Source organism: Streptomyces sp. 840.1 (genome assembly GCF_003751445.1).
In the GTDB taxonomy this organism is placed as follows: Bacteria; Actinomycetota; Actinomycetes; order Streptomycetales; family Streptomycetaceae; genus Streptomyces.
Window position 1 is genome coordinate 2343868 of sequence record NZ_RJUU01000001.1, and the last position, 12443, is coordinate 2356310.

The 12443-nt window shown below is 69.2% G+C and carries 17 protein-coding genes; 7 read left to right on the forward strand and 10 right to left on the reverse strand.

Features of this window, described 5'->3' with window-relative positions; all coding sequences use genetic code 11:
* The first annotated feature begins 188 nt into the window (after positions 1-188).
* The 3 genes from EDD93_RS10745 to EDD93_RS10755 are packed head-to-tail and all read left to right on the forward strand — an operon-like array spanning position 189 to position 1502.
* Positions 189-1067, forward strand: a complete 879-nt coding sequence (locus EDD93_RS10745; protein ID WP_123527688.1) for a helix-turn-helix transcriptional regulator — start codon at positions 189-191, stop codon at positions 1065-1067.
* A 2-nt stretch (positions 1068-1069) separates the two neighbouring features.
* The gene (locus EDD93_RS10750) at positions 1070-1267 is read left to right on the forward strand and encodes a DUF397 domain-containing protein (protein WP_123524932.1); all 198 of its coding nucleotides are present in this window, start codon (positions 1070-1072) and stop codon (positions 1265-1267) included.
* Positions 1268-1319: 52 nt separating this feature from the next.
* A complete protein-coding gene (locus EDD93_RS10755) occupies positions 1320-1502 on the forward strand; it encodes a DUF397 domain-containing protein (RefSeq protein ID WP_123524933.1) in 183 nt (60 codons plus the stop codon).
* 232 nt (positions 1503-1734) lie between these two features.
* Here EDD93_RS10755 and EDD93_RS10760 read toward each other — a convergent pair whose 3' ends face one another.
* The 4 genes from EDD93_RS10760 to EDD93_RS10770 form a co-directional block, all read right to left on the reverse strand.
* Positions 1735-2469 carry an SMI1/KNR4 family protein gene (locus EDD93_RS10760; protein WP_148083847.1) on the reverse strand — a complete coding sequence of 245 codons (735 nt, stop codon included), beginning with the start codon at positions 2467-2469 and terminating at the stop codon, positions 1735-1737.
* Positions 2470-2630: 161 nt separating this feature from the next.
* On the reverse strand, positions 2631-3179 hold the full coding sequence (locus tag EDD93_RS10765) for a DUF1062 domain-containing protein (RefSeq protein ID WP_123524935.1): 549 nt from the start codon (positions 3177-3179) through the stop codon (positions 2631-2633).
* Between the two features lie 89 nt (positions 3180-3268).
* On the reverse strand, positions 3269-3631 hold the full coding sequence (locus EDD93_RS39880) for a hypothetical protein (protein WP_148083848.1): 363 nt from the start codon (positions 3629-3631) through the stop codon (positions 3269-3271).
* A 236-nt stretch (positions 3632-3867) separates the two neighbouring features.
* The gene (locus tag EDD93_RS10770; protein ID WP_123524936.1) at positions 3868-4191 is read right to left on the reverse strand and encodes a nuclear transport factor 2 family protein; all 324 of its coding nucleotides are present in this window, start codon (positions 4189-4191) and stop codon (positions 3868-3870) included.
* Positions 4192-4462: 271 nt separating this feature from the next.
* On the opposite strand from EDD93_RS10770, the gene EDD93_RS10775 reads away from it, so the two are divergent.
* Positions 4463-4840 carry a nuclear transport factor 2 family protein gene (locus EDD93_RS10775; protein WP_123524937.1) on the forward strand — a complete coding sequence of 126 codons (378 nt, stop codon included), beginning with the start codon at positions 4463-4465 and terminating at the stop codon, positions 4838-4840.
* A gap of 186 nt (positions 4841-5026) precedes the next feature.
* Positions 5027-5464, forward strand: coding sequence for a nuclear transport factor 2 family protein (locus EDD93_RS10780; protein WP_123524938.1), 438 nt, complete (start codon positions 5027-5029; stop codon positions 5462-5464).
* A gap of 63 nt (positions 5465-5527) precedes the next feature.
* Here EDD93_RS10780 and EDD93_RS10785 read toward each other — a convergent pair whose 3' ends face one another.
* A complete protein-coding gene (locus EDD93_RS10785) occupies positions 5528-6037 on the reverse strand; it encodes a DinB family protein (protein WP_123524939.1) in 510 nt (169 codons plus the stop codon).
* 233 nt (positions 6038-6270) lie between these two features.
* Here EDD93_RS10785 and EDD93_RS10790 point away from each other — a divergent pair, with 233 nt between their 5' ends.
* Positions 6271-7140, forward strand: a complete 870-nt coding sequence (locus EDD93_RS10790; protein WP_123524940.1) for a helix-turn-helix domain-containing protein — start codon at positions 6271-6273, stop codon at positions 7138-7140.
* A gap of 45 nt (positions 7141-7185) precedes the next feature.
* Here EDD93_RS10790 and EDD93_RS10795 read toward each other — a convergent pair whose 3' ends face one another.
* Positions 7186-8721, reverse strand: coding sequence for an alpha/beta hydrolase (locus EDD93_RS10795; RefSeq protein ID WP_260255687.1), 1536 nt, complete (start codon positions 8719-8721; stop codon positions 7186-7188).
* 161 nt (positions 8722-8882) lie between these two features.
* A complete protein-coding gene (locus EDD93_RS10800; RefSeq protein WP_123524941.1) occupies positions 8883-9320 on the reverse strand; it encodes a VOC family protein in 438 nt (145 codons plus the stop codon).
* Between the two features lie 446 nt (positions 9321-9766).
* On the opposite strand from EDD93_RS10800, the gene EDD93_RS10805 reads away from it, so the two are divergent.
* The gene (locus tag EDD93_RS10805; RefSeq protein WP_123524942.1) at positions 9767-9994 is read left to right on the forward strand and encodes a hypothetical protein; all 228 of its coding nucleotides are present in this window, start codon (positions 9767-9769) and stop codon (positions 9992-9994) included.
* 83 nt (positions 9995-10077) lie between these two features.
* On the opposite strand, the gene EDD93_RS10810 is transcribed toward EDD93_RS10805, so the two are convergent.
* From EDD93_RS10810 to EDD93_RS10820, 3 genes are all read right to left on the reverse strand, one after another.
* Positions 10078-10575 (reverse strand): GNAT family N-acetyltransferase, encoded by a 498-nt coding sequence (locus EDD93_RS10810; protein ID WP_123524943.1) that lies wholly within the window; start codon positions 10573-10575, stop codon positions 10078-10080.
* Positions 10576-10668: 93 nt separating this feature from the next.
* Positions 10669-11568 carry a D-alanyl-D-alanine carboxypeptidase family protein gene (locus tag EDD93_RS10815; RefSeq protein ID WP_123524944.1) on the reverse strand — a complete coding sequence of 300 codons (900 nt, stop codon included), beginning with the start codon at positions 11566-11568 and terminating at the stop codon, positions 10669-10671.
* A gap of 185 nt (positions 11569-11753) precedes the next feature.
* Entirely contained in the window at positions 11754-12317 is a 564-nt protein-coding gene (locus EDD93_RS10820) for a hypothetical protein (protein ID WP_148083849.1), read from the reverse strand.
* Positions 12318-12443: the final 126 nt, after the last annotated feature.

Sequence of the window (12443 nt, forward strand, 5' to 3'; positions counted from 1 at the left end):
GTGGCGATACCGGACCTTTTCCTGAGCAGGGCAGGGCGGTGCACTTCCGCTGGGCGGTGCCGCTGGGTGAGCGGATGGGTGCCGAACGTAGCGACCGCGTGGACTCGGGAGCAAGTGAAACGGGGACATTAGTCCCCAATGGATGAAGGCGGTCGACGCGCGGCCTCGCGGGACGAGACACTGAGGTGGTGAATCGAGCGACTCCGCAAGGCAATCGAACGTCAACTGTGCTCGGCCGCAGGCTCGGTAGCGAGCTGCTGCGACTGCGTGACGCCTCCGGGAAGACGCAGCAGCAAGCCGCCCAGGTCATCAGCGCGACCAACTCGAAGATCGTGAAGATGGAGCGGGGATGGGTTCCGATGAGGGACCCGGACATTCGCACCCTCTGCGAGTTCTACGACCTCGAAGACACGAAGGCCGTCGGTCGCCTGCTGGAGGTGGCCAGGCTCGACAGGGAACGCCGTAAGGCAAAGGGCTGGTGGAACCAGTACCCGGAACTGCGCTCGCTGGTTGAATACGTCGCACTCGAGGACATCGCGACGGGGATCCGAACCTGGCAAGGAGCCTTCGTCCCTGGACTGCTTCAGACTCCGGACTATGCCAGGGCGCTCGCGGTCGGCAACGCGGACTGGGACGACCCGGAAGAGATCGAGCGCTTCGTGGAGGCGAAGATCGCCCGTCAGGCCCGCCTGACGGAGAGCAACCCGCTTGCTCTGTGGGCGATCGTCGCAGAGGGGGCCCTGCGGCAGCTGGTGGGTGGTCGGGAGGTGATGCGTACACAACTGGCTCGCCTGGCCGCGGCGGCTGACGAGCCAAATGTCACGGTGCAGGTTGTCCCCTTCCTTGCAGGCTCCCATCCGGGCATGACCAGCGCATTTAGCGTGGTGTCGTTTGCTGAACCCGGTGCGATGGACGTGGTCTACATGGACACGACGTCGTCTACGCTGTGGCTTGAGAGCGAGACGGATGCCGCACGTCACAACGTCACGTTCGGTCGTATCGCCAGAAGCGGACTCGCTCCTCGCGATTCCATCGCTCTGATTGGGCGTATTCGCAAGGAGTTGTAGTCGTGCCACACTTCGAGTTCGTCAAGTCCAGCTACAGCAGTGGCAACGGCGAGTGCGTCGAAGTGGCCCGCAACGTCCCCCGTACCGTCGCCGTCCGCGACTCCAAGCTGTTGGACGGTCCCGTTCTTCTCATCGCTCCCGCCGCGTGGGACGCTTTTCAGGCGATCCTGGGGCAACGCCTTGGGGCGCAGGGGCTCTGACCGCACCCGCCTGGGTGCTGACCGGTCCCGATATTGGCAGAGGGAGCATCAGGTGAAGGCGTTCCGCTTCCGTAAGTCCAGCTACAGCGCGACGGCCAGCGAGTGCGTAGAGGTCGCCCGCAACATCCCCCGTACCGTCGCCGTCCGCGACTCCAAGCGGCTGGACGGTCCCGTCCTCCTCCTCGCCCCCGCCGCGTGGGACGCCTTCCAGGAGACACTGGGGCGGCAGTCGTAGAGGCCGCTGCCCGCTGGAGCTCTCCTGTTCTCCTGAGCGTCTGCTACGTGAAGGGCTCTGCTTCCACCTGCTCCAAGACCCTGGTCAAGCACGCGTGAGCGAACGGTCGCTGGTGCTGGTCGGTGACGACGACTTCGCGGACGACGCGGTCACTCGGTTCGACGCGCCGGGCATCCGCTCCCGCTGACGGGCCGCGCCCGCCGGGGTCCCGGGGTTCCTCCTCCCCGGGCCCTCAGTGGTCCACCGTCTCGGTCCACGGCCCCGGCAACGCCGCCCGGACGCCGTCCAACGCCTCCCGAGTCAGTGCGCGGACGTACAGCCACCCCAACTCCGACCGGTCGTCCGAGAGGTCCTCGTGCACCAGGACGTCCGCGCCCGCGTACCAGCGGTCCGCGCCGTCCCGGCCGTAGGGGGCGAGCAGCGGCGGTATGCGGGTGAGCGACCGCTCCAGGTACCCGGCGTCCGACGCCAGGCACTCGCGGCGCCAGCCGCCCCAGTCGCCGCACAGTGAGTTCTCCGACATCACCGTCTCCACGCACATGGCGGAGAAGCGGTCGGCGAACGGCTCCCAGTCGTCGTACGCCTGCGAACTCCCGTCGATCAGCACGGGTGGGTCGGCGTCCGCGATCCGGTCGAGCGGCACGGCGATCTGGTACAGCCAGTACTTCTCCGCCTGCCAGATCAGAGCGGCGCCGTCCGCCTCCAGATCCTCTGGAGGCAGGAGCGACCTCGTCCCGTGCAGCAGGTCGTGACGGCGCCCGAACCTGGTGTACAACTCCCTCATCGCCTGCGGAAGTCGCAGTCCGAGCCGCAGCTCGGCGGCGGTGAGCTCGGCCTCAGGGAACCCGTCATCCGGCCCGATCGGCGCGCCGAGACGCGCGGCGAACCGTTCGACGAACCGCCAGGCCGCCGCGGGGCCCGTGAGGGCGGCGGGAAGTTCGACGCGTAGATCGAAGGTCTCGGGCATCCGCACACCCTAGGGTCTCTCGTCCGGATCACGGCCGGCCGCCTTCGGTGAGGAGACGGTCCGGATGCCTGCCGGGGTCGTAGCCTCCGCATTCCGCTTCGGCGGTCGATGCCGACGAACCGGCAGGCATCCGTTCTCGTCCCGGTCCGGGATCTCCGAGTTCAGCGCTTCAGCAGGAACGTGAAGTCGCCGGAGAGCTTTCCGCTCAGCCTGGCCGCTGATACGAGTCTGCCCTCGGTGAGCAGCCGCTCCGCCTCCGCCCGCGAGAGACCGCACCCCTCGGCGATCAGCCGCAGCGGCCGGACCGGAATCCGTGCCGCGAAGCGGACCGATACGTCGATCACCTCGCGGTCCGGATCGACCGGGTCGCCCGTGTCGAGGCGCCAGGCGCCGGTCCAGTCGAGGGCGATGCGGTTGCGGCGCCGCAGGACCGGGTCCTGGAGCAGTTCGGCCGCCAGGCCGGGATCGTTGTCGTGCATCCGGTCCAGCAGTTCGGGCCGGATGGAGCGCACGTGCGCCCGTTCCAGGACCGTGAGCTTGGTGGTCTCCCGGCACATCGTGCAGAGCGCGAGGAGCCACGCGTCGAGGAGCTTGTGGTTGGCGTTGACGCGGAACTTGCCGTTCGGGCGGAAGGCCCTGGACGCGCACGTATGGCATCGACGGAGGACGAGCGGCAGGCAAGTGGGCATGACGACCCAGGTGTTGAGCACAGGGGTACACCGTTTCCAGTGAGAAGTCCGCAGCAGGAAGCAGCGCGGCGCACAGGTGCGACGCGCGACAGATCAGCAGTCGGGAAGTCTCAAACGGTGTACAACGGAACGCCCTTGCCTAGACGACGTGGAACCGCAGCACGGTAACCGCGCACGGTGGCAACGATCCAGTGGTTTTCACGCACTTGCGGGCCGGCTATCGGTCCGGTCCGGTCCGGTTCGGCTGGCGGTTCGGTCCGGCTGTCGGGCTCCATGCCGGCGATGCCGTGGGGCCCGCCCGGCTTCGACGCCGAGGAATACAAGGAACGCAATGCGTCGAGCAGTGCATCGCCCGACTCGAACAGTGGCGCGGTCTGGCTCTGCGGACCGGCAACTCGCGATCGCGCTGGTTGACGGATGCCACAAGCGTGGAGACGGGCTGCCCCGCTGTCCTCGTTGCGCTCGGCCGCCACGTGGACAGACCGTCCGTAGGGGTTCGGGCGTGCCAGGCGCGAAACTCGTCGTAGGTGCGGATCCCGTGGTCCAGGACCGCCTGGCAGACCCACATTCCTTGTGTCGCCTCGCCCTGTGCTGCCGCATCCTCCTAGATGGCGAGGACGGCGGAGGACGGCGTCGCGGGTCGAGGGGGCCAGGGCGTCCCGAGCTTGTCGAGGAACGTGTGCGCGGAAGCCCGGCGCCGGGGCGAGGCTCAGGCCTGACCGGTTTCGAAGCGGCTTACCCTCCCGTCGGGAGCGACGGTGAAGCGCCACGCGGTTCGCATCGTGCCCCAGGTGTCATTGCGGTAGTCCACGACCAGTGCGCGTCCGGTTGCGTCCGTGGAGACCACGTCCATGTGCCCGCCAGAACTGAAGATCTCCGAATCGGCCCACTGGGTGAGGTCACGGTCGGTGCCGTCGTCCGACATCGTGGCGTCAAGGGTCAGGGCCGCGCGGAATGCCTCCCGGTCTCCGGCATTCACCGCTTCAACGAAGGCTCGCACTGCCGGGTCGGGCAAGTCGTTCGCGCTGGTCACGGCTGGTCTCCAAGGGTGTCGAGTGAGTGCCACACCGCCACCTGCTGGAACTGGAAGACGGCGCTGACGGAACGCTAGCCGGTGCGCCCAACGCGCACGTGGAGATCAACTGGCGTGTCTTGCGAGTCAGATGAAGCCTCGCTGTCCGTCCTGCCGCGGGGCACGACTGGTGGTCGCCGTCCCTCTCCAGTGCTGTGACCGGGGTGGCCCACCGGGAACGGAACGCGGCTCGCGGGGCGAGCGCAGGCGCAACGGCTGGTATTACTGGGATATGCAGGAAGAGACGGCACGCTCCGCGATCGATACGTTCATCTCCGCGTTCAACGCCTCGGACGACAGTTATGTGACTGACCTGCTCTCCCAGGCCTTGACCTCAGACGTGGTCTTCTGGGGGCCATTGGGCCGCAGCGAGGGAATCGCGGCGGTCGAGCGGTTCGTGCTGGACATCCGGCGCCACCCGGCGGGGACCGGCACGATGGTGCGCTGCTCAGCGGTGGACATGCCTGGCGAGTGGGCCCGGTACCAGTGGGTCTTCACCATGCCGGATGGAGGCCCCCGCCTGGCGGGAACGGACGTCGTCCATCTGCGGCGGAGCCTCATCGACCAGGTCATCGTCTTTGCGGGGGAGATCGAGCCGTCCGCCTCCTGAGCCGTCCTTCTGCCGCTGTCCTTCTCGTGAACTTGTCCCTTTCCGCACTCCGGGGCGGTCCGTCCGCGAGGCGGGTGCCGGGAGGGCGCCGCTTACCCCGGAGGTAATCGCCACCGGCTGCCGGTGCGGGCAAGAATGGTGATCGCCGCACCGGCAGGGGGCGGGTTCCGAACTGGAGGATCAGCCATGGCAGTTACCGTTCCCACGACCACCCGCGCCGCCGTCGAGAGGCTGCTGGGCCGGATCGGCGAAGGAGACCCTGAGCGCATCGCCGAGCTGTACGCCGAGCGCGGTGACTGGAAGCTGGACTGGCCCGAGACCGAGCACGGACGGGCCGCCACCCCGTGGATCCGCCACCGCTCCACCCGGGCCGATGCCGCCGCCCACTACCGCGAGCTGGGTGAGCACCACGTGCCCGGGGCAGCGGCCACCGAGGTCGAGCGCATCCTGGTGGACGGCGACGACGCCGTCGTGTTCGGGGAGATCCGGCAGACGGCCCGGTCCACCGGACGGGCCTACCGGGCGCGGTTCGCCCTGCACCTCACGTTCGCGGACGGACTGGTCACCCGGCACCACGTCTACGAGGACAGCCTCGCGGTGGCCCAGGCGTTCGAGGCGGAGTAGCCGGGCGCGGATCCCGACCCTCCGGAACGGATCAGCACGTGGAGATCGGTGGCCCCGGCGGACTCAGGCGCCCACGGTCCCGTCGACGCCTTCACGCAGAAGGTCCGCGTGCCCGTTGTGGCGGCCGTACTCCAGAAGCACGTGCACCATCACCATGCGCAGTGACACCTCTTCGCCCCATCGTGGCTGGTGCCCGGCCTGGTCCAGGGACGCAGCCTCCCGCTCGACACGGCGCGAGTTCTCCACCTCGGCATTCCAGGCCGTGAACGCCTCGTCCCTGGTCGACGCGCTCGCGTCGTAGGCTGCCTGAAAGTCGATTTTGTCGGACCAGACCATGGGGGCGGCGTTGTCCTCGAACACCCGGCGGAACCACGCACGTTCCACCTCCGCCATGTGCCGCACCAGCCCGAGCAGCGAAAGCGTGGACGGCGGCATCGACTGCTGCCGCAGTTCCTCGTCGGTGAGCCCTTCGCACTTCATGGCGAGGGTTGCGCGGTGGTAGTCGAGGAAAGCCCGCAGCGTGTCGCGTTCGCTGCCGAAGCTGGGCGGTCCTATGCGGCTCTCGCTGGTCATCGGTCGTGCTCCTCATCTGTGCCTGCATTGAGGGCCAGTATCTGTTCCCGTCGGCTGTCCCCGCACGAGGGCCGCCAACCGGACCCGACTGTTCCCGAAGAGGTCGCCGGACACAGGAATCGGAAGGGTTCATTGGACGCCGTAGCCGCACCACCTCTTGGCATCGACCATCCAGGGTCCTTCGTTCGGATCATGCCGGGCTCGCGGGGCCCGGTGCGGGAAGGGCGGCCAGGGTGCTGGAGCGGTTGAACCAGGCGATGGACCACGTCGAGGAGCACCTGGGTGATCCTGTCGACGTGGCGGAGCTGGCCCGTATCGCCGCGACGTCGGAGTACCACTTCCGCCGGATGTTCACGGCGCTGGCCGGCATCCCGCTCTCCGAGTACGTCCGCCGCCGGCGGCTGACGCTCGCCGGGGCCGAGGTGCTCGCCGGGGAGCGGACGCTGCTCGATGTCGCGGTGCGGTACGGGTACGGCTCCGGCGAGGCGTTCGCGCGGGCCTTCCGCGCCGTGCACGGGGTCGGGCCCGGCGAGGCGCGGCGGACGGGGGCCGTGCTGAGCGCCCAGCCCCGGATGTCCTTCCGGCTGACCGTCGAGGGGCGGAACAGCATGCGCTACCGGGTGGTGGAGAAGGACGGGTTCACGCTGCTGGGGCGGGGGACCCGGGTCCCGCTGGTCTACGAGGGGATGAACCCGGCCATCGTCGCGTTCGTCAGGAGCATTGGCAAGGAGACGCTGGGGCGCTGGGAGGCGTACGGGGACGGGGAGCCCGCAGGGGTGCTCGCCGTCGTTAGCGACCACTGCGCCGATGACGCGGAGGGCACCGAGATCGGCTACTTCCAGGGGGTGGTGAGCGACGCGGAGGAGGTGCCCGGGGCGCCGGAGCGGCTGGATGTCGGTCCGGGCGTGTGGGCGGTCTTCGAGTCGTCCGGGGATTTCCCGTCGGCGGTCCAGTACCTCTGGCGGGACGTGTACACGCAGTGGTTCCCGTCCAACCCGTACCGGAGCAGGCCCGGCCCGTCGCTCTCGCGCACCCGGGTGTCCGAGGACGGCACGCACGCGGACGCGGAGGTGTGGATCCCGGTGGAGCGGGCGGACGGCTGAACCGGGCCGTCCGCCCGTCCGGATCTCCATTACCTTGCCGCCGCCTCAGCCGGCGGGCTCCACGGCGGGGCAACTGGTGCCACGGGCCGGGACCTTCAACGAGATCAGGTAGGCGTCGATCACCTCCTGTGCGCAGGGGCTGCTGCCGTACGTGCCGTGGCCCCAGCCCTCGTAGGTGTGCAGGACACCGCTGTTGCCGAGCTGGCCGGCCACGTGGGTCGCCCAGTTGTAGCCGGACGCCGGGTCGTGGAGCGAGTTGGTGAGCAGGAGGGGTCTGCTGGTACGCACCTTCAGCGGGTGCTGCGGGGCATTCGGCTCGGGTGCGCCGAGGCAGGCGGAGACGGACATGAGGGAGCGGGGGTACTTCATGTCCGGGGCGATCCTGCCGACGCGCCGCAGCTCCTTCGCGTAGCCCCGGTAGCCGTTGACCGGGAGACTCCAGTCCTGGCAGAAGATCTGGAACGGGTCGGCGCCGAGTGCCGGTTCGGGGCCGTCCGCGTTCGTTCCGGCCGGTCGCTTCGCCGCTGGGCCGTTGTCCGCCGGGCCGCTGTTCGTCCGGTCGTTGTTCGCTGGACCGTTGTCCGCCAGGCCGTGCAGATACTCGGCCAGCCTCGTCCACTCGGGGTCGTACAGCCGTTTCATCACCATGACGTTGAGGTCGAACGGCGGGATCGGCGTGCCGTCGTCAAGGAGCTTCCCGCGTTCGGCGCGGTCCAGCAGGTCTGCCCAGACGGCGCGTACGTCCGAGCCGTGGAGGGCGCAGCTCCCGGTCCGTTCGCACCACGCGACGAACTCGTCGAAGGAGTCCTGGAGCGTGGCGGCCTGGGTGGCGAGGAACTCCCTCGTGCCCAAGCTGTGGTCCACCACGGCCTCCAGGACCACGGCACGGACCCGCTGCGGATACCGCTCCGCGTAGAGCTCGCCGAGCAGCGTCCCGTACGAACTGCCGTGGAAGGTCAGGGACGTCTCGCCGAGAGCCGCCCGGACCGCGTCGAGGTCCTGCACGGTGCTGAGGCTGTCGACGTGGTCGAAGAGGCCGTTCTCGGTGTGCTTCCGGCAGTCCTGCCGCAGCTCACGGTTGTACTTCTGCGTGGTGTCGAACTCCGCCCGGCTCCTGATGAGCGGTGACGGGCGCCGGTCCAGAAGCTCCTGCGAGCAGCGGACCGGGTTGCTGAGGCCCACACCGCGCGGATCGAAGCTGACGATGTCGAACCTGCTGCGGAGCTCGTCGCTGAAGCGGCTCATACCGTCTTTGTTCACGATCCGGGCCACACCGGAATCACCGGGTCCGCCCGGCCCGAACACCATGGAGCCGACCCGTGCGCCGGGGTCCGTGGCCCGGCGCCGGGCGAGCTGGAGGTCGAACCGGTCGCCGTCCGGCCTGCCCCAGTCCACCGGCACCGAGAGTGCGCCGCACTCCGCCGAGGCGTCGTCCGCGCACGGCTTCCACGCGATGTGCGAACCCGCCCCGGCGGGCCCCGGCGCACTCGCCGCCGCGTCCTCGACCCGTGTCGGCGCCCCGCTCGCGGGCCCCGCACCGACGAGGCCGGCCGCTAAGACCAGCACCGCACCCCAGGCCACGCGCGACCGCCTCCGCCGGCGGTGGTCGCGCCGTTCATCCGATGCGTGACTGTTCAGCACAGTGACTGCCCCTCACCTCGTCCGAGGTCCTGAGCATCGTCCGGGTGCGCCCTGCCCGGCATCGGGTAAGACCCTGCACTTGTCCCCTAAGGGCTGTCCCGTCAGACAGCGGCGGCCGCCCCCACGCAGAACTCGTTGCCCTCCGGGTCCGCCATCAGGACGTGGTGCCCGTCGAACGTCTCCCGGACGGTGGCGCCCGCCAGGACCAGGCGGGCGGACTCCGCCTCGATCCGGGCCCAGCGCTCCTCGGGCGTGCCGTGCCCCGGCACGCGGACGTCCATGTGGAGGCGGTTCTTCGCCGTCTTGGGCTCGGGGACCTTGAGGATGGCCAGGCGGGGGCCGTTGCCGTCGGGGTCGCAGAGCCACGCGCCGTCGTCCACGGAGTCGTCCTCCGGCAGGTCGAAGGAGGCGTGCCACTGCGCCCGCGTCTCGAAGGGTGCGGGCGGCGGCTCGTCGACGTAACCGAGAGCCGTCCTCCAGAAGGCCGCGAGCACCTGCGCGTCCGCGGCGTCCAGCGTCAGATCGATTTTGGCTGCCATGGGTGGGACCGTACTGCGCGCCTCTGACAACGGGCCGGTCAGGTGCGGTCCACGACGCGGCGGGCCGGACGGAGCCGTCCGTTCTCGGTCGGACCGACTCCGGAATGAGGGCGCGCGCAGGGTGCAGGAACCGGGGATGCGGGCGGACAAGGCTGCGCTGCGTTCCACTCCCGGCCAAAGTTGATCTTTGTAAGAGGCCTGTAACAGGGATCATCTGATTATTGATCGCAAACGGCCATCGTGATGTTCTGCTCTGGAGCCGAGGAGAAGCGTCGGACGCGGACGCGTGGTCGATGAACGTAGTTCCTTGGCCGGTACCGGTACGGGAACAGCGCTGGGCGGCGAACTCCGGAGTCCGCCGCTTCGGTTCCCCCCACCCCCGGATCCGTGGAAAGAGAAGCCGCTCGCCTCTCAGGCGGGTGGTGGACCGTGCAGAGGAGAGACACATGCGTAGGAAGCTCGCCAAGGCCGCTGTCGTGGTCGCCGGAATCGCCGCCATCGCCGGAGGTACCACCGTGACCGCTCAGGCGGCTGACGGAACGCCGGTCAAGGTCGCCAGCTTCGAGAGCTGCGTCCAGTGGGGCAATGCGCTGCAGGCCCAGGGCTCGATCAAGGGCTACCACTGCGACAACATGAACGACGCACGGCAGTGGTACCTCACGCCGGTCTACTAAAGACTCCTGGCCCCATCGGCGGGCCGGACAGCACAGCCAGGCCATGAAGGGCCGGGCCCTCCCGGGTCCGGCCCTGCCCGGGGTCAGTCGGCCCGCGGCAGCGCCAGCCAGTCCTGCCAGCTGAGGTCACGGCCCAGGCAACGGGGCTGCCGGAACGGCCAGTCGGTGGCGAGCCATCGCGGAACCAGGGCGTCGAGGGCGTGTTCCGCCTCGGTGCCGACGAGGTCGTCCACCACCCACCAGGAGATGTCGCCGTCGGAGCCGGTGCGCTCGGGCGGGTCGAGGTAGACGCAGCCGAGAACCGCCGTCTCCTCCTCGTCGAGCAGCGCGTAGTTGAACGACTGGTGCGCGGCTATCTCCTTCTCGTGCCGCAACAGGTCGACGCGGTCCTCCTCGTATGTCATCGTCTCCGAGGGCCAGGACCAGGCCGGTCCGAAGATCTCCCACAGGCGTTCCCGGGAGCCCATCACTGCGGGGTAGTCGAGCGGGGTGTCCGCCTCCCGGATCGGCCGCAGGTGCAGCGCGGTGCCGGGAACGGGGACGCGGACGGGGTGGATGAAGTCGTCAGGCAGCCAGCTCATAAGGGCCGAGGCTACCGCCGGCCGCCGACGCCGGGGAATGGCGAAGGGGGCCCGCGGTGCGCGGGCCCCCTTCGCCGGAAGCGGTCTGACGGGTTACTTCTTGAAGCCGTAGTCCATCAGCTTCTTGGCGTCCGAGGTCCTGGTGGACTCGGACGTGGCCGTCAGGACCGTGCCGATGACGGTCTTGCCCTTGCGGGTGGCGGCGAAGACCAGGCAGTACTTGGCCGACGGGCCGGAGCCCGTCTTCACACCGATCGCGCCGCTGTACGAACCCAGCAGCTTGTTGGTGTTGGTCCACGACATGTAGCGGTAGCCACCGCTCTTGGTCGTGACCTTCTGCTTGGTCGACTTGGTCTTGACGACGCTGCGGAAGGTGGAGTACTTCATCGCGCTGCTCGCGAGCTTCGTCAGATCGCGCGGGGTCGAGTAGTTGGACCCGTTCCCTATGCCGTCGAACGAGTCGAAGTGGGTGTTCTTCAGCCCGAGCGTCTTCGCCGTGCTGTTCATCTTGCCGATGAACGACTTCACCCGGGCGGCGCGCGTGGAGCCCGAGCCGAACTTGTCGGCCAGGGCGTACGCGGCGTCGCAGCCGGACGGCAGCATCAGCCCGTACATGAGCTGGCGGACCGTGACCTTGTCGCCCACGATCAGGCGTGCCGAGGACGCGCCCTTGGAGACGATGTAGTCGCTGTACGCCTTCTGGATCGTGACCTTGGAATCCAGGTTGAGGCCCTTCTGGGCCAGCACCACCCTGGCAGTCATGATCTTCGTGGTCGAGCCGGTGGAACGGCGGGTGTCCGCGGCCTTGGAGAAGAGAGTCTTCCCGGTGCCGTTGTTCATCACGAAGCCGCCCTTGGCGATGATCGTCGGCGCCTTCGGCGCTGCGGCCTGGGCCTGGGAGGCGAACGCGCCTCCCGCGACGACGGCACCTGCGGTGAGGGCCACTGTGGCGGATACGGATACGCGCCTTATGCCCTTAATGCCGAGTTTCAAGTTGAACGCTCCAAATGCCCCTGGAATGCGGCCACATGAGGGTGCCGCGCGTTGTGAGACGTATGAGTCGGATGAAGGGTTGTAGGGAGGTGGGGGTGAATTTCCGTGTCCTGGGTTGTCTGACGGGTATGTGCGCGCCGCGGGCGGTTCCCCGGCCGCCGGGGGCGTGGGGTGCGTCGTCCGGGTCACGGTGTGGCCCGCTCCCGGCGCGCGAGTGCTGCCGAGGCCCGGTCCAGCCGCCGCAGCGAGCGCCGCAGGGTGTGCGGCTGCATCAGCTGGAGTGCTCCGGCAGCCAGCGCGACCAGGGCGCTCAGGGGTGACCCGTTCAGGAACTGGAACACCGCGCCCATGATGAACAGCGCGGCAGCGGCCCGGTAGAACCAGCGGTAGCGCGCCATTCTCTCCGTGTTCTGCCGCTGCCGGGTGATCAACCGGCCCATCGCCGCCCGTTCCTGCGGGTCGGCCGGGATGTCCGCGCGCTGGATGCGCCGGGCGAGCGGGCGGAGTCCCTTCGCCGGTACGCCCACCTTCCGCGCCGCCGAGCGATTGATGCGCACGGCCAGGGCCACTCCCGCGCCGACGGTGACCAGCAGTACGGCCCCCACGAGCGGCGCGGGATGATCCAGCAGGCCCGCACTCACGCCCGCCCCGATCGCGCCCCCTGCTGTGCCGATCGCAAGGAGGCAGAGCGCCGCCACGGCCATCGCGCGGTCGCGTCGCCTTGGCTCGTCGTTGTTGGTCCCCGTCATTCTCCGCCCCCTGGTGTCGTCGTGTGCGCCGTCCGCGCCCCGGGCCTCTCGCGTACCCGGGATCGGCGGGGGTGTGCAGGCGGTGCGGGGCGGGTCGCCCTTCGTGGTCCAGGATCCGGACGCATG